Below are 22,535 nucleotides of genomic sequence, written 5' to 3'. Positions count from 1 at the left end.
GGGCTCACCTGACCTGGCCGCTCAGCGGCCGTGGCACAGCTTGAACTTCTTGCCCGAACCGCACGGGCAGGGCGCGTTACGTGGGGTCTTGTCCCACTCGCTCTTGACGACGGGCTGCTGGGTCACCTCCTGGACCGCCTCCGGCGGTGGCTCCCCGCCCTCGGCGAGGGCCTGAGCCCGAGCTGCGGCCGCCAGGTTGCTCCCCGCCTCGGAAGGATCCGACGGCGCGCTGTACTGCACGTCGCGCACCGCGGGCTCGGCCTGCGGCTGCTGCGCCACCGAGACCTGCGCGTGCATCACGTACTTCACGAAGTCCTGGGCGATCGACTGCATCATCGCCCCGAACATCTCGAAGCCCTCACGCTGCCACTCGACCAGCGGGTCCTTCTGACCCATCGCCCGCAGGTTGATGCCCTCCTGCAGGTAGTCCATCTCGTAGAGATGCTCACGCCAGCGCTGGTCGATGATGCGCAGCATCACCTGGCGCTCGACCTCCCGCATGGTCTCCACCCCGAGCTCGGCCTCGCGAGCCTCGTAGCAGGCGAGCGCCTCGCCCATCAACCGCTCGTAGAGGTCGTCGGTGGTGGCGAGCTGGCGCAGCTCCTCGGCCGTCACCTTCGTCGGCCAGAAGGTGGCGATCTCGGGGATCAGACCATCGAGATCCCACTCTTCGACGTAGTCGCTCACGCAGTAGGTGCCGATGATGCCCTCGACGGCCTCCGCCAGGTACTCGAGGGCTTCGTCGCGCAGGTCGGCCGCGTCGAGGATCTGGTCGCGGCGCTTGTAGATGACCTTGCGCTGCTCGTTCATCACCTCGTCGTACTTGAGGACGTTCTTGCGGATCTCGGCGTTGCGCTGCTCGACGGTGTTCTGCGCCCGTTCGATGGCCTTCGTGACCATCTTCGCCTCGATGGGGACGTCGTCGGGCAGGGCCTTGCCCATCACCCAGGCCATGGCCCCGGTGGCGAACAGGCGCATCAGGTCGTCCTCGAGGGACAGGTAGAAGCGGCTCTCGCCCGGGTCCCCCTGGCGGCCAGAACGGCCCCGGAGCTGGTTGTCGATCCGGCGGCTCTCGTGCCGTTCGGTGCCGAGGACGTACAGGCCGCCGAGCTCGCGGACCTGGTCCCCCTCGGCCTTGCACTCCGGCGCGTACTTGGCCGTGAGCTCCTGTATCCGGGCCCGGCCCTCCTCGGACTCGGGGTCGAGACCTTCGGCCACGACGTCACGCTTCGCCAAGCCCTCCGGGTTGCCACCCAGGAGGATGTCGACGCCGCGGCCCGCCATGTTGGTCGCCACCGTCACCGCGTGGAGGCGGCCGGCCTGGGCGATGATCTCCGCCTCCCGGAAGTGCTGCTTGGCGTTGAGCACCTCGTGGGGGACCCCGTGCTTGGCCAACATGCGGGAGAGCTTCTCGGACTTCTCGACCGAGATGGTGCCCACCAGCACGGGCTGGCCGATCTCGTGGCGCTCGACGATGTCCTCGACCACCGCGGCGAACTTCGCGTCCTCGGTTTTGTAGATGAGATCGGGTTGGTCGATGCGGATCATCGGCCGGTGGGTGGGGATGGGCACGACCTGCAGCTCGTAGGTGTTGGCGAGCTCCGCGGCGTCGCTCTGCGCGGTGCCCGTCATGCCGGCGAGCTTCTCGTACATGCGGAAGTAGTTCTGGAGGGTGACCGTCGCCAGGGTCTGGTTCTCCTCCTTGATCCTCACCCCTTCCTTGGCCTCCACGGCCTGGTGGAGACCCTCGGACCAGCGACGCCCCTCCAGGATGCGACCGGTGAACTCATCGACGATCTTCACCTCGCCGTGCTGGACCACGTAGTCCTTGTCACGTTTGAACAGCTCCTTGGCCCTGAGAGCCGCTTGGAGCTGATGGACCAGGTTCTGCGAGACACCGTCGTACATGTTCTCGACGCCGAGGGCCTTCTCGACCGCCTCCACGCCCTCGTCGGTCGGCGCGACCGTACGCTTCTCCTCGTCGACCTCGTAGTGCACATCGCGCTTGAGGCCCCGGACGATGCTCGCGAACTGGTAGTAGAGCTTGGCGGCATCGGCCACTCGGCCGGAGATGATCAGCGGGGTGCGAGCCTCGTCGATCAGGATGGAGTCGACCTCGTCGACGATGGCGTAGACGTGCCCTCGCTGCACCTGGTCGGCTCGGGTCATTGCCATGTTGTCCCGGAGGTAGTCGAAGCCGAACTCGTTGTTGGTGCCGTAGGTGATGTCGCACGCGTACTGCGCGCGCTTGTGGTCGGCGTCGTACTGGCCCGGGATGATCAACCCGACGCTGAGCCCGAGGAAGCGGTGCACCTGGCCCATCCACTCCGAGTCGCGGGTGGCGAGGTAGTCGTTCACCGTGATGACGTGGACTCCCCTGCGGTTGAGCGCATTCAGGTAGACGGGGAGGGTGGAGACGAGGGTCTTGCCCTCGCCGGTCTTCATCTCCGCCACCCAGCCGAAGTGCAACGCCGCGCCGCCCATCAGCTGAACGTCGTAGTGACGTTGGCCGATCACCCGGGTCGCGGATTCGCGCACCACCGCGAACGCCTCGATGAGCAGGTCGTCGAGATCCGCGCCGTTGTCGAGGCGCAGACGGAACTCGTCCGTCTTGGCCCGCAGCTCGGCGTCGGAGAGCGCCTGGAGCTCCGGCTCCAGCGCATTGATGTCGGGCACCAGCGCCTGCAGGGCCCGCAGCTTCCTGCCCTCGCCGGCCCGCAAGAGCTTGTCGAATACGCCCATGAGACGTCCGAGTCTACCGGTGGGTGCCAGGTCCGGCAGCCGGGGATCAGCCGCCGCCGGTCGAGGGTGCAGGTGCCGTGTGCAGGATCGCCTCGGCCCTGGCATGACGTTGGAGCCTCAGCAGGGCGTTGCGCACCAGGTTGGCGGCCGTCGGTGCACCCCCGGCCAGGTCCTCGCTGGCCCCGATGAGCGAGGAGCCGTCGGCCAAGCGCTCCAGTACCTGCCGCTCGCGCCCCTCGAGCACGGGCGGGGAGAGATCGTCCTGGATGGAGCCGGCGTGGCGGCCGAGGCGCTCGTACTCGGCGAGCACCGCAGCTGCAGCCCGAGGAGTCAGGACCGGCCGCCCGCGCACGAGCTCTTCAACCGCGACGGCGCATCGCGCGGTCGCCGCCTCCCAGGGGACGAAGCCGGTGACGCCTGCCCGGGCTAACCTCGCCAGCTCCGGATCGTCGTCGGGCCCGACCACGATCAGGACCTCGATCCCCGGGGCGACCTCCCGGAGAGAGACCGCGGCGCGCCTGCCTCCCATCGGCGGGAGGCGCATGGTGAGGACGGCGACATCAGGAACCAGTTCGGCCGTGCGGCCCAGGCCGGTGTCAGCCTCTGCCGCCTCGCCGATCACCTCGATGTCGGGATGCCGCTCGAGCGCGACGATGAGCTGCCGCCTGAACAGCGGCGACTCGTCCAGCACGAGCACCCGCATGGCACGGTCGTGCCACTTCGATCTGACCCCGGCGAGGATGGCCCGACCCTACCGATCCGTATCCGACCCCGCTGCGGTGACCCCTCAGCGCAGGCGGTCGCACACCAGCCGACCGACCATGCGCCGGGCCAGGTCGTCAGCCGTGGGCTGCTCGCCAGCCACGAGGCGCTGACGGGCCTGCTCCAGGCGATCGACCCGGACCGGCGGCGACTCGGCCAGCACCTCGAACACCGCGGTGGGGACGTCTTCGATCCGTCGCTCGGGATCGGCCGCGACCGACGCGGGCGCTTCGGTGTTCCCGCCCCGCAGCGCTTCGAGAGACCGCTCGACCTGAACCTGGGTGGGCTGCATCATCCGCCTCGTTGTGGAAGATCACCACGTTGTCATTCACCCACTTCTTCGGCCGCTCACCCGCCACACTTGAGCGCGCCCGGGCGTCCTTGACGGGCCCGTCCCGCCCGCTCGACCGCAGCGGGACCGGTGCGCGGGGTACGAGCCAGCGCGAGCCCGTGGATCGCCGTGGCACCCTCCCGCCGTAGCGCAGCGGCGGCCCGTGACAGCGTGCTCCCCGTGGTCATCACGTCGTCCACCACGAGGACCCGCAGCCCGACCACCGACCGAGCCGTGAACGACGGCCCCCCGATCCGCTCGAGCACGCCCTTGCCGGTCTGTGGAGGCCCCGGGAGCCGGTCGAGCAGCCGGCGGCACGGCCGCCGCAACGCCTGGGCCACCTCCTCGGCGAGGAGGCGTGCCTGGTCGAAGCCCCGATCTCTCCGCCTGCTCCCCGTGGTGGGAGCCCAGGTCACCACGTCGACCGCCGACGGGTCGGCGAGCATCGCCAGCGGCCCGGCGATGTGATCCAGCACCTCGCGGTGGTTGCGGTACTTGAGCGCGGTGACGAGCAGGCGGCCCGTGCCCTCGTACGCGATCAGCGCCCGGCACGATTCGAGGCCGGCAGGCGCCGGCGTCTCGGCCGCCGGGACGAGCTCGGACGCGCAGCGGGCGCACGGCGACGAACCAGGCGACCGGCACACCCCGCAGGTCGGCGGCAGCAACAACGAGAGCACGGCCGGAGCTTACGGCGGGACTGGGACACCGACCGGCCGGTCACGCCCTACTCGGTCACGTGCGCGGTGACCAACGCGGCCGGGGTGCACGACCGCCGTGGGGCAGGTGGTGGCCGATACACCCCGTTCAGGGCATCAACAGGGGTGGGGCACCGCCGTCGAGGATCGCCCGCATGCGAGCCTCGATCGCAGCGAGGCTCTCGCGGTGGGTCACGACGTAGAAACGCTTGCTGCGCACCGCATCAGCGACCGTCTGGGCCACCTCGCTCGGGTCCTTGCCGGTCGCGATCACCTCCCTCAGGACCTCGCGCAGGTCTGGCGCTCCCGGCGCGTCGCCGGGTCGCTCGACCTGCAGGTGCGCGGGCCGGCTGCGTTCCGAATCGGCGATGTTGGTGCGGACCCACGCGGGGCACAGCACCGAGATGCCCACCTGTGATCCCTGCATCGCCAGCTCGTGGTAGGCGCACTCCGAGATGGCCACGACCGCGTATTTCGTCGCGCAGTAGGGCGCCATGAAGGGGGTGGCGAAGAGCCCGGCCACCGAGGCGGTGTTGACGATGTGACCTTCGTCCTGCTCGAGAAGCACGGGGAGGAAGACCCGCATGCCGTGGATGACGCCCCAGAGGTTCACCCCCAGCGCCCACTCCCAGTCCTTGACGTCGAGGCCCGTGATCTGGCCTCCGATGCCGACCCCGGCGTTGTTGCAGACCAGGTGGACGGCGCCGAAGACGTCGAGTGTGGCGTCCAAAAGCGCCTCGACGTCGCCGCCGTCGGAGACGTCCGTGCGTACCCCGATCACCTCCGCACCGGCGGACCGCAGCTCGTCCGTTGCGGCTCGCAGGCCGGGCTCATCGACGTCGGCGAGGACCAGCTTCATGCCCTCGGCCCCGAAGCGCTTCGCCAGCCCCAGCCCGATCCCCGACGCCGCGCCGGTCACCACCGCGACCTTGCCCCGCAGCTCCTCCATCGTGGTCCTCCCTGGTCGTGAGCCGGGCGACCGGCCCGATGGTCAGTAACGGTAGTGATCGGGCTTGAACGGGCCCTCGGGCGCCACGCCGAGGTAGGCGGCCTGCTCTTCGGTGAGCGTCGTGAGCTTCACGCCCAGAGCATCCAGGTGCAGCCGGGCGACCTTCTCGTCGAGGTGCTTAGGCAGCGTGTACACCTTGCGCTCGTAGAAGTCCGTGTGGGTGTACAGCTCGATCTGGGCGATGACCTGGTTCGAGAAGCTGTTGGACATCACGAAGCTCGGGTGCCCGGTCGCGCAGCCCAGGTTCAGCAGCCGTCCCTCGGCCAGGATGATCACCGAGTGCCCGTCGGGGAACACGTACTCGTCCACCTGCGGCTTGATGTTGACCCGCTGCACGTCGGACAGGCGCTTCAGCCCGGCCATGTCGATCTCGTTGTCGAAGTGGCCGATGTTCCCAACGATCGCCTGGTGCTTCATCCGGGCCATGTGCTCGGCCGTGATCACGTCCTTGCAGCCGGTCGCGGTGATGAAGATGTCGGCCTCGTCGAGAACGTCCTCGAGGCGCGTGACCTGGTACCCCTCCATGGCCGCCTGCAGGGCGCAGATCGGGTCGACCTCCGTCACGATCACCCGCGCCCCCTGGCCGCGCAGCGAGGCCGCGCAGCCCTTGCCGACGTCCCCGTAGCCGCAGACCACCGCCACCTTCCCGCCGATCATGACGTCGGTGGCCCGGTTGATGCCGTCGATCAGGGAGTGGCGGCATCCGTAGAGGTTGTCGAACTTCGACTTGGTGACCGAGTCGTTGACGTTGATCGCGGGGAACAGGAGCTGGTTGAGCTCCTGCATCTGGTAGAGACGGTGGACGCCGGTGGTCGTCTCCTCGGTGACGCCCTTGATGCCCGCCGCGATCCGGTGCCAGAGCTGCGGGTCCTCCGACAACGTGCGACGGAGGAGTCCGAGGACCACTGCCCACTCCTCGCTGTCGTCGTCGGAGGGCTCGGGGACCTTGCCCGCCCGCTCGAACTCGACGCCCTTGTGCACGAGCAGGGTGGCGTCCCCACCGTCGTCGAGGATCATGTTCGGTCCGCCCGGCGTGCCGTCGTCATCCGTCGGCCAGCGCAAGGCCTGCTCGGTGCACCACCAGTACTCCTCGAGGGTCTCACCCTTCCAGGCGTACACCGGGACCCCTCTCGGGTCGTCGGGCGTGCCGTCGGGCCCGACGACGACCGCGGCCGCCGCGTGGTCCTGCGTCGAGAAGATGTTGCAGCTCGCCCAGCGGACCTGCGCCCCGAGTGCGGTGAGGGTCTCGATGAGCACCGCGGTCTGCACGGTCATGTGCAGCGACCCCGTGATGCGAGCGCCGCGCAGTGGCTGGGCGTCGGAGTACTCGGCTCGCAACGCCATGAGACCGGGCATCTCGTGCTCGGCCAGCTGGATCTCCTTCCGACCGAACGAGGCCAGGGCCAGATCGGCGACGCGGAAGTCCTTGGCGTCGGTGAACGCGGTGGTGATGGTCATGGGGTCTCCCGGGCTCGAGTCGAACGCGAGGCGAGCACGAGGTCGCGCTCGCCATGACCACGCCGACGGGCGGATGCGTGCTCTCCGCGGGCTGGGGTCTTCTGACACCGATCACGGCAGCCCGGGAAGCGGAGTGTAGTCGTGCCGCTCAGCCGTGCCGGCCCGAGGGCCGGACGGCGTCAGCCGCCGTCCGCGAGGCGCTCCTTGATCAGGTCCAGCACGGGCACCGGGCCGGGATCGACGTCGGCGAGGGCGGCGAGGTGGAGGCTGACGAAGTCGCCGATCAGCACGAGATCCAAGAGCTGCGCGAGCGCGCCCTCACCCTGGGCCTCCACCACCTCGATCGCGGCCACGACCTCCTCCACGAACTCGTTGACCAGATCGAAGCGGCGCATCACCTGCGGGTGCTCGTAGTCGTGCCGGAGCTCGATCAGCCGGAAGACCTGGCGAGTGACGTCGCCGTGCTGGCCCCACCCGCACAGCTCGTTGTGGCACAGCTCGGGGAGCTGGTTCCAGAAGGCCGGGACCTTGGCGTTCTCGTTGAACTGGTTCTTCCACCGCAGCGCGGCCAGCCCGCCCAGCCCGCCCCCGCCGTAGACGATCGGGAGCTGCCGTCCGATGCGCCGGGCGAGCCGCTGGGCCATGTTCCCCTCCGTGATCAGCTCGTCACGGCGGGCACGAAGCTGGGCCACTGCCGCCTCGACCCATGCCGACGCGCCGGGGAAGAGACCCACCGTCTCGAGCACCACCAGAGGCGGGATGCTGAGGGCGCCGATCGCCGCCCGGGGCATCGGGATGCCCTCCTGGACCGGAACGGTCGCCGCGCCCCACTGCTCGGCCAGCTCGGCCAGGTCACCACCGTTGCTCACCACGACCAGACGGCCACCGGCTGCGGCGGCCTCCGAGGCTGCTTCCAGGGTCTCCTCGGTGTTCCCCGAGAACGACAGCGCGAACACCAGCGAGCCCTCCCCGATGAAGTTGGGGATGCCGTAGCCCTTGTGCACCACCACGGGAACCGGCATGAACGGCCCCGCGACCTCCCGGAGGAGGTCGCCGCCGATGCCGCTGCCCCCCATGCCCAACACGACGACGTTCTCGATGTCGTCGTGGTCGGGGAGCGGCCCGGTGACCGCGCGAGCCGTCTCGGCTGCTGCCGCGACCTGCTCGGGCAGTGCGGCAGCCGCGTCGAACATCCCGAGGGTGTCCAGGATGTCGTTCAAGGCTGGCTCACTCCTCGAACGTGGGTCGGATGCCCTCGGCATCGGCCTTCGCCATCAGACGCTCGTGCTCCTCGTCGGAGACGGAGCGAGCCTCGTCGACCAGCATGATCGGGATGCCGTCGCGGACCTCGTAGCCCCGCTTGAGGCGCGGGTTGTACAGCAGATCCTCGTCCTCGAAGTACAGGAGGGGACCCTTGTCCTCGGGGCAGGCGAGGATCTCGAGAAGCTGCGGGTCGAGTGCCATGCTCACGCTCCCTTCGTAGCGTCGTCGGCTGCGGCGATCAGAGCTCGTACCTCCTCGACGTGCCGGTCGCAGGACGGGCGGTCGCGAGCCTCGAGGTTCAACCGGAGCAGTGGCTCGGTGTTGGACGGGCGGAGGTTGAACCACCAGTCACCCAGATCGACGGTCAAGCCGTCGAGCCGGTCCTGCGCCGCGCCGGCGAAGTGCTCGGCCACCCGGTCGATCACGGCGGCCGCGTCGCGCACCCGGGTGTTGATCTCACCCGAGTCCGCATACCGCTCGTACGGGACGCGCAGCGACGACAGTGGCTCGCCGGCATGGGAGAGCACCTCCAGCACCACGAGCGCGGCGATGATTCCGGAGTCCGCCCGGTAGTTGTCCCGGAAGTAGTAGTGGCCGGAGTGCTCGCCCCCGAACGCCGCGCCGGTCTCGGCCATGACCTGCTTGATGAACGAGTGGCCCACCCGGGTCCGGACCGGTTTCCCACCCCGTTCACGGATGATCTCGGGCACGGCCTTCGAGCAGATCAGGTTGTAGAGGATCGTCGACCCCGGATGCTTCTCGAGGATCGCTGCGGCCACGATCGCGGTCGTCAGGGATCCCGAGAGTGGTTGGCCCTGGTCGTCGACGAGGAACACCCGGTCGGCGTCGCCGTCGAAGGCGAGGCCCACGTCGGCTCCCGTCTCGACCACCCGAGCTTGCAGGTCACGGAGGTTCTCCGGCTGGATCGGGTCGGCCGGGTGGTTGGGGAAGGTGCCGTCGAGCTCGCCGTAGAGCACCTCGAGCTCGAACGGCAGCCCCGAGAAGACGGCCGGCGCGATGAGCCCCCCCATACCGTTGGCCGCGTCCGCCACGATCTTGAGCGGCTTCAGCCCCGCCACGTCGACGAAGGAATGGACGTGCTCGGCGAACGCGGGCAGCGCGTCCACGCTCGTGATCGACCCCTTCCGGTCTCGTTCCGGCAGGCCGGTGAGCGTGTCCTGCTTGATGCGGGCCAGGCCGGTCTCGATGCCGACGGGCCTAGCGCCGGCGAGGCACAGCTTGATGCCGTTGTACTGCGCGGGGTTGTGGGACGCGGTGAGCATCGCTCCCGGCGCGTCGAAGTGGCCGGCCGCCCAGAAGAGCAGATCGGTGGAGGCCAGCCCCATGTGGATGACGTCGAGTCCCTGGGAGATGACACCGCGGGCGAATGCCTCGGCGAACGCCGGGCCCGACGGCCGCATGTCGTGGGCCACGAGCACCCGGTCGGCCGGACCGTGCCGCCCGGCCTCGGCCTCGTCGCGGGCGAAGCGGGCGAAGGCGGCGCCCACCCGCTCGACGACGTCCGCGTCGAGCTGGTCAGGAACGGTGCCGCGGACGTCGTAGGCCTTGAAGATCGAGTCGAGCGCCTCGGCGCTGATGGTTGCCATGGCGGGCCAACCCTAGTGGGTGGTGCGCTGCCGACTCCCAGACCGGCCGGTCCTCAGCCGACCGGGAGATCACCCGGATCGAGCTCGCCGGGCAGCGGGTCGTACACACCTTGGCGGGCCCAGCGGCGGATGCGGAACAGGTCACGCACCAGCCGCAGCGCGTCGCGAGCCACCTTGACCGTCGACGCGGGCGAGTTCTCGACCCGCACGGGGACCTCGGCCAGTGACAGGTGGTACCGCTCGATCAGGTGGAAGACCTCGACGTCGAACGCGAAGCCGTCGACCCGACAGTGGGTGAAGATCACCCGGGCCACGTCGGAGCGGAAGGCCTTCAAGCCGCACTGAGTGTCGCGGTAGTGGCCGAGCAGCACGGCCCGGGTGAGCAGGTTGATGGCCCGGCCGCCCACCTCACGCAGCCGGCGAGCGCGCACCAGGGTGGTGGTCTCGGTGTGGCGGCGGCTGCCGACCACCACGTCCCAGCCGGCCTCGATCTCCTCCAGCAGGCCCAGGATCTGGTCCGGCGAGTAAGCCAGATCGGCGTCGGTGAAGGCGATGGTGCGCCCGCGGGCCATGAGCACGCCCGTGCGCACCGCCGCCCCCTTGCCCCGGTTGCGGGGATGACGGACGACCCGGTCGGCCCCCGCCCGCTCCGCCTCGCGGGCGGTGCTGTCGGGCGACCCGTCATCGACCACGATGATCTCCAGCCCGCCATCGGTGGCGACCTTGTCGAGATCGACCCGGAGCCGGCGGACAGTCTCACCGATGCGTCCCTGCTCCGCGAAGGCGGGGACGACCACCGTGAGGCGGAGGTCGCCGGGGGCCGGCGGTCGCGGCCGCCTGCGGTCGAGGTCGGAGCGGATCCAGCTCGTGGCCAACGGCCGCCGGGAGATGGCCCGCCAGGCGCCAACCGCGAGGAAGGCCCCCGCGGCCCCGACAGCGGCGTCCCGGAGGCGGCTCACCGCTCGAGGGCCTCCTCCGCTTGCGCGCTCGCCTCGCGGCCCCCGTCCCCCGCGGCAGCCGGCGCGGCCTCGGCTTCGGGCACCTCGGTGTCTCGCCGCTCGCTGTCAGACATGACCAGTGGACGGGACCGGAACAGCCAGAACAGCCCGACGAGCCCCACGAACGACAGCCCCCATCCGGCCAGGTCGACGCCCGTGTAGCCGTAGCGCAACTCGACGTGGTTGCTCGTCGGGACGACCACCATCAGGTTGGGCGTAACCCGGTAGGGCCCTCGGGCCCCGGACGCCTTCCAGTTGGGGAAGTACGAGGTCTTCACCAGCACGGGGGTGCCGGGTTGGTCGACGTCGAACTCGATCGAGTCTGTGGTCGTTCGTATGTTGGAGACCGTGACCGCGGGGACCGGTCGTTCGCTCGGTTGCTGGTCCGCGTCGATGCGCTGCCACTCCGACGGGCCGTCGGCAGCCAGCGGCACCGCCCACGCCCGGGGATCGGTGTACCAGCGCATCGAGCGCTCCAACCACGTCTTGTGCGAGTCCTCGATGCCGCGCACCACCGCCGGTTCGTACGGCAACGGCGTGACCAGCTCGCTTTCCGCCACCTCGAACACCACCCACGGTCCCGACGTGGCCACCTCGGTGAGATCCGGGTTGCGGCGGCCGTAGTCGATCATCCGATCGCTGATGGCCATGTAGTACTTCACGCCCAGCATCTGGAGGTGTTGGATGCCCCGGTCGAAGTCGCTGCGGCTGGGCACGCCGGGACCGTAGGGCAGATCCCGCTGGGCGTTCGACGGCGCCGAGGAGAGCTCGTCCTGGTTGATGAAGTGGTAGGGCGTCGTGCTGGAGGCCTCGAAGTAGAGCCCCTCCTGTGAGCCGATGCACCCGTCGGTCCAGAACGGGAGCAGCATGAGCGCCATCGGCGTGCCGTAACGATCGTGCTGCTCCTCGTGCTCCCACATCGCCCGACCACAGCCGCGCTCTCGACCGAGATCGGCCATGGTCTGCACGATGTCGTGGTACTCGGGATAGGCAGCCTTGCCCTCGTAGCCGGAGAAGTTCCACTTGGCCCACGAGTCGATGAAGCTGTCGTCCTTCGTGGGCGGCAGGAACCACCACTGGTACTGCTGGTCGGACCGTTGGTGTACGAGGTTCATGCCGAGGATGCTCCGGGGCAGAGCGCGTAGCGGCACCGCCAGCGCGACGATGGCCAGCAGCGCGGCCACCGACGCGCCGGCCACCGGCACCCAGCGAACGGGGCGCAGGGGGTCCTTCGCGAACAGCATGGCGAAGGTACGGAGCACGTACGCCACCCCGATCGCGCCGAGGCAGTAGAGCGCGAGGTAGTAGAAGGGCAGCAGCCGGGCGTTCCACAGCCTGCTTTGCGGGGCCAGCACGAACCCGATCGCCGCGACCAGCGCCACACCGATCCAGAACATGCCGCCCCGGCGGCGCTCGGCGATCCCCCACACGATCGCCATGAGCGCCCCGACCGCGGCCAGGGCCAGCAGCCACTTGATGGGGGGAGCGTCCACGAGCTGGGGATCGAGGTGCTCACGGCTGAACAGGTAGTTGGCGTAGTTCTCCTTCTTCTCCCACCCCATGTCGTTCATGTACCGACTCTGGAGGTAGAAGGGGACCGTCCAGAAGGCGGTGATCAGGCCTGCCACCGGTAGCACCGTCGCCAGGTAGAGCAGCCGGACCTTCGGGAACTCGGCGATCATCGTCGCGACCACGAGGGCCACCAGGGCCACCATCGCCCAGAGCACCCCGAAGCGAACCCAGCCGACCACGATCTCCTGAGCGAAGGACGTGAAGGCGGCCAAGCCCGCAGCGGCGATCGCGGATACCGCCACCAGTGCGCCGGCCACACGGGCGTCGAGCCGGCGCCATTCGAGGGTCAGCACGAACCAGATCGCGGTGCCGGCGAGGGCGAAGAACAGCGGGATCAGGTGGCACAGCGCCGTGAGGGCGAGCAGCGTCGCGGCCCACCCGCGGTGCCTGCCGGTCTGGAGGCCTCGCCCCAGCACCCCCAGGTACAGCACCGCGAACGTGAGCGAGATGCTGAACGCGAACTCCCCGGCGAGGGTGGAGGGGATGTTCCCCCCGTAGATGGAGAACGATCGGTCGAACAGGAACGCCGTCATCCCCACCGCGAGCAGGGCGGGGATCGGGAACGGGAGGCGGGTGAGACGGCCGAACGCCCACCCCGCGATCGGCAGGGTGAGCACCCCGCTGATGGCCACGAGCTTGAAGGCCAACCCGTAGGGCAGCACGTAGCTCAGCAGGGCGATCACCAACGAGGGGATCACCATGTAGAAGTGGAAGGCAGGGAAGCCGTCGTACCAGTCCGGAGTCCACCCCGTGAGCCGCCCGGCCGGGAGCAGGTGGTCGCGCAGGTAGGCCGGGCCCCAGACGTGAGCGCCCATATCGCCCCCTGCCGGGGTCGTGGTCGAGAGCACGTCGCTCGGGCTGAGCTGGGAGAACGTGAACAGCACGCACCCCGCGACGATGAGCAGGGAGACCCAGCCCTCGACGGTCAGGCCGAACAGCCGCGACGGCGGCGGAGGCGGCTCGGAGGGCTCCAGGTCCTGCAGGTCGGGGCCAGCGGGCGGCGTCGGGACGTCGTCCAGTGGAGCGCCGCCCTCCTGTCGCTCCTCGGAGGCGCCGAGCGCGTCGACGTCGGTGAGGGCCTCGGTCATGGATTCGCATGGTGGCACGTCGAGCCGCACGGCGGGAGGCGAGGAGCTCGACGTGCATCCGGGGCGGATCCACGTCCGGGCCGGGGGCACCCGGTAGCGTCATGACCCATGACCCGCCAGTGTGCCCGCCCCGGATGCGCCGAGAGCGCTTCGTCGACCTTCGGGTACGCCTACGCCGAGCGCACGGTGTGGCTCGTCGAGCTCACCGCCGAGCCCCATCCCTCCACGTACGACCTGTGCCGGCGCCACGCCGACGGGTTCTCGGTGCCCAACGGCTGGGAGCTGCGCGACCGCCGGAACCTCGTGCCGAGCCTGGTGCGCGAGGCGAGCTGAGCACGTCCTCGACCGCGCATGCTCACCGTCGCGCGTTGGCCCGTGCGACCCGCGGCGGGTTTTCGGGCCGAGGTCTTCTAACCTTGACGGCATGAGCCCGGACAGCCCTCCTCCCCCGCCCGGCCCCGACGGTCGCGGCCAGGGGCGCCTCGGCGGCGAGCAGGGGTGGCCCAAGTGGATGGTCTGGGTCCTGCTGGGGGTCGTGTTGCTGGCGCTCTTCCTGCCCCAGCTCGTGCAGCGGTCCTCGGGTACCGAGATCAGCTACGGCGAGTTCATCGACAAGCTCCAAGCCCAGCAGGTTCAGGACGCGACCTTCAACAACAGCAACGGCAACATCAGCGGCACCCTCACCGACGGCACCGAGTTCCACGCCACCGGTCCGGTCAAGCCACCCGACGGGGACCTCGACCTGATGGCCAAGCAGGACGTGAAGTTCGAAACCCCCACGACGGGGCTGCTCGAGCAGGTGCTGCCACTCATCATCTTCTTCGGCTTGATCGTGCTCTTCTTCGCCTGGATGCAACGGCGGGCGAGCTCCCAGATGGGCGGGATCATGTCCATCGGTCGGTCCCGGGCGAAGACATACAGCACCGAGCGACCGGGCACGACGTTCGCTGACGTCGCCGGATACGAGGGCGTGAAGCAGGAGATCACCGAGGTGGTCGACTTCCTGAAGCACCCCGAACGGTTCAGCGAGATCGGCGCCCGCATCCCCAAGGGCGTGCTGCTGGTCGGCCCGCCTGGCACCGGCAAGACCTTGATCGCCAGGGCAGTGGCCGGCGAGGCCGGTGTCCCCTTCCTCTCCGTGACCGGTTCCGACTTCATGGAGATGTTCGTCGGCGTCGGCGCCAGCCGGGTACGTGACCTGTTCCAGTCGGCCCGCAAGATGGGGCGGGCCATCATCTTCATCGACGAGATCGACTCGATCGGCCGCAAGCGCGGGGCAGGCCTCGGCGGCGGCCACGACGAGCGGGAGCAGACCCTCAACCAGATGCTGGCGGAGATGGACGGCTTCGAGGTCAGCGCGGGGATCGTGATGATGGCGGCCACGAACCGGCCCGACATCCTCGACCCGGCACTGCTGCGGCCCGGCCGGTTCGACCGTCAGGTGGTCGTCCCCCTCCCCGAGCTGGAAGACCGTCGCCGGATCCTCGACGTCCACGTCAGGCACAAGAAGATCGCTCCCGACGTGGACCTCGATCTCGTCGCCCGGGGCACCCCCGGCATGAGTGGGGCCGATCTCGCCAACCTGGTGAACGAAGCGGCGCTCTTCGCCGTGCGCGAGGGCGCGGAGCAGATCCATGCCCGCCACTTCGACATGGCCCGCGACCGGGTGGTGATGGGGCAGCGCCGGGAGTCGATGGCCCTCTCCGACGAGGAGAAGGAGGCCATCGCGTACCACGAGGCCGGCCACGCGGTGTGCGCCGCCGTCCTACCGACGGCTGACCCGCTCCACAAGGTCACCATCATCCCCTCCGGTATGGCGCTGGGTGTCACCATGCAGCTCCCCGAAGAGGATCGCCACATCTACCGGCAGGACTACATCGAGGACTCACTCGTGGTGCGCATGGGAGGGCGCATCGCCGAGGAGCTCGTGTTCGGTGTCATCTCGACCGGCGCCAACAACGACCTCGTCGGCGCCACCGAGCTGGCCCGCAAGATGGTGCGCGAGTGGGGCATGAGCGCCCGGGTCGGCCCCATGGCCTGGGGCTCCCAGGGCCAGGTCTTCCTCGGCGAGGACCTCATGCACACCCGTGACTACAGCGACGACACGGCCAGGGTCATCGACGAGGAGGTCGAGCGAATCCTGCGGGAGCAGGAGGAACGCTGCCGCACGATCCTCACCGAGAACCGCAAGGGCCTCGACCTCGTCGCCCGGGCCCTCCTCGAGCACGAGACCATCGACGGGGCGGAGGTGACCCGCCTCATCGAGCTCGCCCGCGACCGGGCCGCACCGACGCCGCCAGCGGATGAGACGTCGGATGACGCGGCCGAGGCCGACGCGCCGGTGGGGTCGCCTCACGCATCGGTGCCTCCGGGCGCCGGCTGATCCGCTCCGGCCCGACCGGTCGGGCGCTCAGCGCTCCTGTCGGAGCGCGTCCAGCAGCGTCTCCACCTCGCGGCGGGTGATCGGACCAAACGCGTGGCGGCGGACGTTGCCGTGCGCATCGACGATCAGCAGGAGGGGCACGGCGCCGATCGCGTAGCGTTCGTGCAGCGCCCGGGCCGCGCCCACCTCGATCTCCGCGAACGCCACGTCGGGACCCGCGAGCGGTGCGAGCTCACCGACGACCTCCTCACAGGTGCTGCAGGTGTTCGAGGTGAACACGGCCAGCAGCCACGGACGATCCGATCCGGCGAGCTCACCACGATCGACCCGCTCGGGCACCGCGAAGCTCGGGGCCGCCTCCGGCGACGGCTGCCGCCGCTGGATCAGCACCGCCACCAGCGCCGCGACGGCGATCAGCGCCGCCGCGAGCAGCACCCGCTCCACGGTCAGCCTCCGAGGATGATCTCGTCGGGGGTGAGCTCGCCCACCGTCCCCACCGCGGGAGCGACCGTGTCACCCACGGGCACCGCGAGGAGGTAGGAGAGATCCGAGCCCCGCGAGAAGCCGAACCGTGACTCCCCCACCACGGTTCCCTCCCCGTCGATCACCACCATCAACGCCCGGAACCCGAGCGCGTCACTGCCGAGGTCGAAGATCCGCCGCTCGCCGGGCGCGAGCTCCACGTCGGCGAACCCCTCGGGCACGGTGGCGCGCCCGTCGCCCATCGCTTCCATCGTGAACCGGGCGGTCTCGGTCGCCGATGGGTTGAGTACGACCACGGCCGCCCCCGAGGTACCGCCAGCCGACGCCACCGGCACGATCCAGCGGCTGGCCAGCACCGGGGCACCGACCGTGAAGCTCCAGCCGGGCTGAGCCGCTTCAGAAGAACCGACGACGGCTCGCTCGGCGGCTACCGGCTGGCCGTTCCGGCTACGCACCACGATGGCGTGCCCCACACCGACGGGTACCCGACCGTCGCCGAGGATGTCGATGGTCATCGACCGACGCGGGCCCACGCTTACCTCGAAGGGCTCCGGGATCCCGTTGAGGTCGGGGTCGTCGAGCAGAACCTGCACGTCCACCTCGGCGGTGGTCTCGCCGGGGTTGTAGAGGGCGATCGTCTCCGCGTACCCGCTGGCGCCCACCCCGTCGGGAAAGAGCCAGGTCTCCGCCGGCGCGGAGGCGCCGAGGGTGACGGCCAGACCCTTCGGGGCGCCCTCGCTGCCGTCACCCGACTGGATCTGGTCGACCACCAGCCGGCCGGACCGGGCCCTGACCTCGGCAGCGACCTCTGCCCGCAAGGTCACCACCTCGCTCACGTCGACGGCCAGCAGGCGCCCGCCCGGAACCACCAGCGCCTGGTAGGCCTGCGGGGTCCGGGTCCCGTCATCGGTGTCGAACGTGATGTCGACCACGGCGTCGCCTGCAAAGGGGTTGAACAGGGCCAGCACCATACGGGTGCCCGCCCGGGTCGTGCCCGCAGGGAAGTACCACGTGTTCGAGGGAGCCGACGCACACGCACCGAACGCCCGACCGCTGGGACCGGTGAGCTCGTGCTCGACCGCCACGCCCCCGCCTCTCACCTCGACCAGCGCGGCGGCGAACGGGGCGGTCACGAGCTCCGCCAGGGAGACGGCGACCCGGGACCGGGGCGCCACGTCGATCGTCCTCGTCGCCGGCCGCCCCTCACTGGGGTAGGCGGTCAGGCGGGCCGTGACGGCGACGTCCGAGGTGTTGGCCACGTGGACCACGTGCTCCGCCAGCCCTTCCTGGGACCCGGTGGCCGTACCCCCCGCGCAGTACCAGGTCGAGCCGACCGCGCCCGCCGGCGACGCCACCGGCACCGCCTGATCGAACGGCTGCTGGCCCGCCGGCGCCTCGCCAGCCGTCTGGCGGCGCTCGGCCACCGTGGCACCCGCGAGCAGCACGGCGAGGAGCAGCAGTGCCGGCCAGCGCCAGGACCTCATGACGTCGACTCCGGTACCCGCCCGGTCTCCCGGAGCGGTCGGCGCTCATCATGCACGACGCGCACCCTCAGCAGGTACCCGATGGCCACCAGCCACAACAGCACCTGGCCGGCCAGCATCAACCTGCGGACCGGCGGGGTGTCGAAGCGCAACGTCGCATCCGCCGGGGTGTCGACCGTGAACGCATTCGCCCAACCCAGGGCGGTCGTACGGTCCGCAGCCGCACCGCCCGCCTCCAGCACCCAGCGATCGCTGGAGGCCTCCGCCAGGTAGACGGTGGCCGGCTGGTCGATGCCCCCCTCGAAGCGCTCGACCCCCACCCTCTCCGGCAACGCCACCGGAGCCCCTTCTACCTGGGGAAGGACCCGATCGGTGGGAGGGACGGCGTCCCCGGGGATCTCCGTACCGGCCGCCAGCAACGCCCGGGTCGGTCCCCAGACGTCGTTCTGGTAGACCACGACCCCCGCGGCGGTGACCGCCGAGAGGTCGAGCTGAGACTCGAACAGCGCCCGCAGGCCCGAAGCGTCGTAGGAAGGCTCGCTGTAGGGCTCCGGAGCGAGCGCCTGGGGCACGACGATGTAGCGGATCCCCATCGGGGCCAGGAGCGCGCCGAGCCGGCTGGTGCCACCGGCGGCAGCCGTCGCCAGCGCCTCGCCCACGAGCGGAGTGGGACCATCCGTCGTGCTCCACCGGTCGCCGACCCTCGGGGTTCCGTCGGCGGACGTGGCGTAGGCGAGGCGGGCACCTGGCGCGAGCCGGTCGACCGTGGAGGGGTCCAGCTGCCAGCCGGCCAGCGGCAGGACCGAGGCCTCACCGACCCAGAGCACCCGGAAGGGGGCTTCCTCACCTTCTTTGTCCAGGAAGCTCAGAGTACGGTCGTAGTCACCGGCCGGCTGCTCCCATCGTCCACCGACCGCTCCCCCGATGATGGGGAACGTGGCCAGCACCAGGGCGGCGCCAGCGAGCAGCGATCCGATCTGGCGCCAACCGAAGTGGTAGTCGGGTAGGTCCACCTCGAAGGCAGCCATGCCCAGGGCCGATGCCAGCGCGAGGCCCACCGCTGCCGGCGCCAGCAACAGCGATGCCGGAGCCAAGTCGGCGGGGAGCCACCCCTGTGACATGACCCAAACCACGCTGAACGAGGCCGCGGCCGTCGCCCAGCCCCGGACCGCCCAGGAGAGCCGCCAGTCCCGACCGATGACCAGCGGCAAGGCCGCCACCACCAGCGTGGCGTACCCGAGGATGCCAGCGCCGAACGGCCCCGTGCGGAACCGGAGCAGATCCTGGAGACCCAGAGGGCTCTGCCCGACGGCGGATGTGGCGAGCACCTCCGCCCACCCCTTGCTGAGCAGGGAAGCCGACCAGGGTGCGAGGAGCACGACGGCCACGAGCGCTCCAGCGACGGAGGCGACCAGCACCCGCCACGCGCCAGCCCACTGGCCGGCGAGCAGGCCACCCACGACGAGGGCGACCCCGCCGGCGGGGACGACCACGACGGTGATCGGGAAGACCATGCCGCCGAGGGCGGTGAGGACCCCGACCATCACGACCCGCTGCACCAGCGGGCGGGGCCGGACCCCCGGGCCCGCCCGGCCCCCGAGGGGACCGAACGGAGCAAGACCCCCAGCCTTGGCGAGTTGGCCGACGATCCACGGCGTGAGCCCGTAGAGCACCAGCCCGCCCCACTCCCCCGTGGCGATCGAGTTGTAGGGCAGCGGGATGCAGAGGTAGACGATCAAGCCCACCACGCGGGAGCGACGGGAACCGATGGGCTTGCACAATCGCCACGTCCCTGCCGCGCCCAGCGGGATCATGCCGAGCAGGACCAGCTTGCGCAGCAGGGACATGGCCCCGAACAGCGGGAAGCCGAGGAGGCCGACGAGCCCGAGAGCGGTCGGGTTCGTGGTCTCGGCTCCCAGGCCCACCGCCCGGTAGCCGCTGGCCCACTGCGCGACTAAATCGGTCGCCGAGCTACCGAGCACCGGCAGATCGCCGATGGCCGACAGGCGACCGAAGATCAGGTCGCGGCTGCCGATCACCAGCACGAGCGCCGCCACTACCCAGGCGAGCACGGTGGTGCGGGCGCGCGAGGACCGCATCGTCGTTGCCAGGTCGCGCCCAGCACCGGCGATGGAGGTGAGCGGGTCGTCCGACGAGCCCAGCTGGCCACGGAGGAACGCGGCGAGCCGGGCGCTGCCCCGTGCCTGCAGCTGGCTGACCTCCCGGTCGGGGACGGTGCGTACGGCCGCGAGCGCCTTGCGGCGCGAGCGGACCTCACCGCCGCGGCGGGCGTTCCAGAGCCAGGCGCTCAGGACGTCGCGCGCCTGGCCGAACCGCCCGATGAGGGTCGCGTAGACGACCTCGAGGATCGCCAGCAGGGCGGCGCGCGGAACGGTGCGGGCCCGCGTCCACCAGGTGGTGGACACCCTCATGGCCCGGAGGCGATGCCGCATCTGGAGGCGGCGACGATCATCGGCGGGCCGGCGCGCGCCGAGGGCTTCGAGGTGCGCGACCCGAGCGGCCGGGGCGACCACGACCCTCGCACCCACCACATGCGCTCGCCAGCACAAGTCGAGATCATCACCGTGGAAGGAGATGCCCGGGTCGAACCCGCCCAGGGCCGCGAACAGGTCGGCCCGTACCAACGTCGCCGCACCGGGGATGTAGAAGACGTCACGAACGGCGTCGTGCTGTGCCTGGTCCAGCTCGCCCCGATCGACGTAGGGCGCGGGGTGGCCGAACCGGTCCGCGCCCATACCGACCTGCAACAGCCGCTCCGGCGCGCGCCAGTCCACGATCTTCGGCCCGACGATGCCCGCGTTGGAGCGGAACGCCTCTTCCACCAGCACCTGCACCACGTCGGGCGCCAGCCGCACGTCGTCGTGGCAGAAGAGGTAGAACGCCGCTCCCTGCACCGCGGTGAGCACGGTGTTGCACGCCGCACCGAACCCGTCGTTGCGCTCGATCCGGCGCAACAGCGCATCCGGCAGGATGGGAGCGATACGTGGTTGGAGGTCCGCGGTGCCACCGGCGTCGATCACCAACACCGACGTGTTCCCGTACTGCTGCGCGGCGACGCTGTGCAGGGTGTCCTCGAACCAGGGTCCCGGGTTGTGGGCCACGATGACGATCACTACCGGAGGAGGGAGCGGGGCGGCACCCTGCTCCGGTTGATCGGGCGCGGCAGGGTCAGGCGCTTCGTCGGCGGAGGGACTCACGGTCCTGGCAGGCTACCCCCCGATAGCGCGCCGCTGGTTCACCCCTCGGGTCGCCGTACCGGGGCCTTTGTGACCCTCCGGCTCGCGCCGGTAGCGTTCGCGGGGTGGGTCACGATGCGTTGAGGCTCTTCCGCGACACCGTGTACGTCACCGTCGGGTTCGGCGTGATCGCCTTCCAGAAGCTCCAGGTGCGGCGGCGTGAGCTCGAGAAGTCCCTCGAACAGCAGCTCGACGGGCCGCGGCGGTTGATGGACGGCCTGCTCGGCCGCGAAGATCGCGCCTGAACGGTCCCGCCAGCGGCTGTCCCGATCGCATGAACATCGACCGACCGGTACGCGTCGCGCTCGACGCCGTGGCGCTGCTCGACACCCGCACGGGCGTCGGGCGGTTCGTCGAGGAGACGATCTTCCGCCTCGCCCGGCGACCCGACCTCCGGATCTCGGCGTTCGGCTACTGGCCGCGGGCCCGGACGAAGCTGCGAGCCGTGCTCCCCCCCGGCATCGCGGTCTCCCCGTTCCCGATGCTCGGTCCACCGCTTCGGTTCCTCTGGCGGCACGGGCGCATCCCCCCGGTCGAGTGCTGGTCGGGCCGGGTGGAGGTGGTCCACGGACCGAACTTCCTCGCCCCGCCGGCCTGGCGAGCGGCCGAGCTCATCACCGTCCACGACCTCACCATCCTGCGATACCCCGAGTACTGCACCAGCGACACGCTGCAGTTCCCCGCGCTCATCAGGCGTGCCATCGGCCGCGGCGCGTGGATCCACACCGTCTCGCGGTTCGTCGCCGCCGAGGTCGTGGAGCTGCTCGGCGCGGAGCCGGCCAAGGTGGTGACCATCCCCAACGGTGTGAGTCCGGTACCCGATGCCGATCCGGCCTCGGGCAGGCAGCTCGCGGGGTGCGACCGCTACGTGCTGGCGCTCGGCACCATCGAGCCGCGCAAGAACCTCCCCGGGCTGGTGGCGGCCTTCGATGCCGTCGCCGCGGGACTGCCGGAGGTCCGCCTGGTCATTGCCGGACCGGACGGTTGGGGCACGGTGGCACTGGACGCGGCGATCGACCAGGCTGCGCATCGATCCCGGATCGTGCGCCTCGGCTGGGTGAGCGAGACCCAGCGCGCCGCCCTGCTGCGCGGAGCCGCGGTGCTGGCCTACCCGTCGGTGTACGAAGGGTTCGGCCTCCCGCCCCTCGAGGCCATGGCGGCGGGGACCCCGGTGGTGACCACCCGCACCGGCGGCATCCCCGAGGTGGTGGGGGACGCGGCCCGCTGCGTCGAGCCGGGCGACGACCAGGCGCTGGCGCACGCACTGGAAGAGGTGCTCACCGACGAGGAGTTGGCGGATCAACTCCGGCTGCGGGGGAAGGCCCGGGCCGAGCTGTTCTCCTGGCAGGACACCGCCGAGCAGCTCGCCAGGCTCTACCACCGGATCGCCGACGCGGCATGAT

At 70.4% G+C, this 22,535-nt stretch carries 18 protein-coding genes; 4 read left to right on the top strand and 14 right to left on the bottom strand.

What is annotated here, in order from left to right; translation table 11 throughout:
* Window positions 1-21: 21 nt before the first annotated feature.
* The 11 genes from secA to HZF19_RS12945 form a co-directional block, all read right to left on the bottom strand.
* Complete coding sequence (secA, locus tag HZF19_RS12995; RefSeq protein WP_208029218.1) at window positions 22-2,742, bottom strand: preprotein translocase subunit SecA; 2,721 nt, start codon at window positions 2,740-2,742, stop codon at window positions 22-24.
* Window positions 2,743-2,788: 46 nt separating this feature from the next.
* The gene (locus HZF19_RS12990) at window positions 2,789-3,445 is read right to left on the bottom strand and encodes a response regulator transcription factor (protein WP_208029217.1); all 657 of its coding nucleotides are present in this window, start codon (window positions 3,443-3,445) and stop codon (window positions 2,789-2,791) included.
* A gap of 84 nt (window positions 3,446-3,529) precedes the next feature.
* Window positions 3,530-3,799 carry a hypothetical protein gene (locus HZF19_RS12985; RefSeq protein ID WP_208029216.1) on the bottom strand — a complete coding sequence of 90 codons (270 nt, stop codon included), beginning with the start codon at window positions 3,797-3,799 and terminating at the stop codon, window positions 3,530-3,532.
* Between the two features lie 53 nt (window positions 3,800-3,852).
* Complete coding sequence (locus HZF19_RS12980) at window positions 3,853-4,512, bottom strand: ComF family protein (protein ID WP_208029215.1); 660 nt, start codon at window positions 4,510-4,512, stop codon at window positions 3,853-3,855.
* Window positions 4,513-4,639: 127 nt separating this feature from the next.
* A complete protein-coding gene (locus tag HZF19_RS12975; protein WP_208029214.1) occupies window positions 4,640-5,479 on the bottom strand; it encodes an SDR family NAD(P)-dependent oxidoreductase in 840 nt (279 codons plus the stop codon).
* A gap of 42 nt (window positions 5,480-5,521) precedes the next feature.
* On the bottom strand, window positions 5,522-6,997 hold the full coding sequence (gene ahcY, locus HZF19_RS12970) for an adenosylhomocysteinase (RefSeq protein WP_208029213.1): 1,476 nt from the start codon (window positions 6,995-6,997) through the stop codon (window positions 5,522-5,524).
* A 179-nt stretch (window positions 6,998-7,176) separates the two neighbouring features.
* The gene (locus HZF19_RS12965) at window positions 7,177-8,217 is read right to left on the bottom strand and encodes a bifunctional phosphoglucose/phosphomannose isomerase (RefSeq protein ID WP_208029212.1); all 1,041 of its coding nucleotides are present in this window, start codon (window positions 8,215-8,217) and stop codon (window positions 7,177-7,179) included.
* A 7-nt stretch (window positions 8,218-8,224) separates the two neighbouring features.
* Window positions 8,225-8,461 (bottom strand): Trm112 family protein, encoded by a 237-nt coding sequence (locus HZF19_RS12960; protein ID WP_208029211.1) that lies wholly within the window; start codon window positions 8,459-8,461, stop codon window positions 8,225-8,227.
* 2 nt (window positions 8,462-8,463) lie between these two features.
* Window positions 8,464-9,867 carry a phosphomannomutase/phosphoglucomutase gene (locus HZF19_RS12955; RefSeq protein ID WP_208029210.1) on the bottom strand — a complete coding sequence of 468 codons (1,404 nt, stop codon included), beginning with the start codon at window positions 9,865-9,867 and terminating at the stop codon, window positions 8,464-8,466.
* 53 nt (window positions 9,868-9,920) lie between these two features.
* Window positions 9,921-10,826 carry a glycosyltransferase gene (locus HZF19_RS12950; protein ID WP_208029209.1) on the bottom strand — a complete coding sequence of 302 codons (906 nt, stop codon included), beginning with the start codon at window positions 10,824-10,826 and terminating at the stop codon, window positions 9,921-9,923.
* Window positions 10,823-13,525: a hypothetical protein gene (locus HZF19_RS12945; RefSeq protein WP_208029208.1), complete on the bottom strand. Its 2,703-nt coding sequence runs from the start codon at window positions 13,523-13,525 to the stop codon at window positions 10,823-10,825. Before HZF19_RS12945 ends, HZF19_RS12950 begins: the two co-directional genes overlap by 4 nt.
* A gap of 108 nt (window positions 13,526-13,633) precedes the next feature.
* Here HZF19_RS12945 and HZF19_RS12940 point away from each other — a divergent pair, with 108 nt between their 5' ends.
* Window positions 13,634-13,858, top strand: coding sequence for a DUF3499 family protein (locus tag HZF19_RS12940; protein ID WP_208029207.1), 225 nt, complete (start codon window positions 13,634-13,636; stop codon window positions 13,856-13,858).
* A gap of 91 nt (window positions 13,859-13,949) precedes the next feature.
* Window positions 13,950-15,908, top strand: coding sequence for an ATP-dependent zinc metalloprotease FtsH (gene ftsH, locus HZF19_RS12935; RefSeq protein ID WP_208029206.1), 1,959 nt, complete (start codon window positions 13,950-13,952; stop codon window positions 15,906-15,908).
* A 27-nt stretch (window positions 15,909-15,935) separates the two neighbouring features.
* Here the strand turns inward: ftsH and HZF19_RS12930 are convergent, their stop codons facing one another.
* From HZF19_RS12930 to HZF19_RS12920, 3 genes are read right to left on the bottom strand one after another with little or no spacing between them, the layout of a single operon-like run.
* Window positions 15,936-16,352, bottom strand: a complete 417-nt coding sequence (locus HZF19_RS12930; RefSeq protein WP_208029205.1) for a TlpA family protein disulfide reductase — start codon at window positions 16,350-16,352, stop codon at window positions 15,936-15,938.
* A 2-nt stretch (window positions 16,353-16,354) separates the two neighbouring features.
* Complete coding sequence (locus HZF19_RS12925) at window positions 16,355-17,875, bottom strand: DUF5719 family protein (protein ID WP_208029204.1); 1,521 nt, start codon at window positions 17,873-17,875, stop codon at window positions 16,355-16,357.
* Window positions 17,872-21,093 carry a glycosyltransferase gene (locus HZF19_RS12920; RefSeq protein ID WP_208029203.1) on the bottom strand — a complete coding sequence of 1,074 codons (3,222 nt, stop codon included), beginning with the start codon at window positions 21,091-21,093 and terminating at the stop codon, window positions 17,872-17,874. Before HZF19_RS12920 ends, HZF19_RS12925 begins: the two co-directional genes overlap by 4 nt.
* 104 nt (window positions 21,094-21,197) lie before the next feature.
* On the opposite strand from HZF19_RS12920, the gene HZF19_RS12915 reads away from it, so the two are divergent.
* Together HZF19_RS12915 and HZF19_RS12910 are read left to right on the top strand one after the other, a co-directional pair.
* Window positions 21,198-21,377, top strand: coding sequence for a hypothetical protein (locus HZF19_RS12915; protein WP_208029202.1), 180 nt, complete (start codon window positions 21,198-21,200; stop codon window positions 21,375-21,377).
* A 29-nt stretch (window positions 21,378-21,406) separates the two neighbouring features.
* On the top strand, window positions 21,407-22,534 hold the full coding sequence (locus HZF19_RS12910) for a glycosyltransferase family 4 protein (protein ID WP_208029201.1): 1,128 nt from the start codon (window positions 21,407-21,409) through the stop codon (window positions 22,532-22,534).
* The last annotated feature ends 1 nt before the right edge of the window (window position 22,535 follow it).

Source organism: Rhabdothermincola sediminis, assembly GCF_014805525.1.
Taxonomy (GTDB): Bacteria; Actinomycetota; Acidimicrobiia; order Acidimicrobiales; family Acidimicrobilacustridaceae; genus Rhabdothermincola; species Rhabdothermincola sediminis.
Note: the sequence above shows the minus strand (reverse complement) of the source record. Positions and strands in the feature narration are given on the sequence as shown.

Coding starts and splice junctions, on each gene's coding strand:
- HZF19_RS12940 (WP_208029207.1), top strand. CDS start 13,634: ATGACCCGCCAGTGTGCCCGCCCCGGATGCGCCGAGAGCGCTTCGTCG.
- HZF19_RS12985 (WP_208029216.1), bottom strand. CDS start 3,799: ATGATGCAGCCCACCCAGGTTCAGGTCGAGCGGTCTCTCGAAGCGCTG.
- ftsH (WP_208029206.1), top strand. CDS start 13,950: ATGAGCCCGGACAGCCCTCCTCCCCCGCCCGGCCCCGACGGTCGCGGC.
- HZF19_RS12945 (WP_208029208.1), bottom strand. CDS start 13,525: ATGACCGAGGCCCTCACCGACGTCGACGCGCTCGGCGCCTCCGAGGAG.
- HZF19_RS12910 (WP_208029201.1), top strand. CDS start 21,407: ATGAACATCGACCGACCGGTACGCGTCGCGCTCGACGCCGTGGCGCTG.
- HZF19_RS12960 (WP_208029211.1), bottom strand. CDS start 8,461: ATGGCACTCGACCCGCAGCTTCTCGAGATCCTCGCCTGCCCCGAGGAC.
- HZF19_RS12975 (WP_208029214.1), bottom strand. CDS start 5,479: ATGGAGGAGCTGCGGGGCAAGGTCGCGGTGGTGACCGGCGCGGCGTCG.
- secA (WP_208029218.1), bottom strand. CDS start 2,742: ATGGGCGTATTCGACAAGCTCTTGCGGGCCGGCGAGGGCAGGAAGCTG.
- HZF19_RS12925 (WP_208029204.1), bottom strand. CDS start 17,875: ATGAGGTCCTGGCGCTGGCCGGCACTGCTGCTCCTCGCCGTGCTGCTC.
- HZF19_RS12955 (WP_208029210.1), bottom strand. CDS start 9,867: ATGGCAACCATCAGCGCCGAGGCGCTCGACTCGATCTTCAAGGCCTAC.
- HZF19_RS12990 (WP_208029217.1), bottom strand. CDS start 3,445: ATGCGGGTGCTCGTGCTGGACGAGTCGCCGCTGTTCAGGCGGCAGCTC.
- ahcY (WP_208029213.1), bottom strand. CDS start 6,997: ATGACCATCACCACCGCGTTCACCGACGCCAAGGACTTCCGCGTCGCC.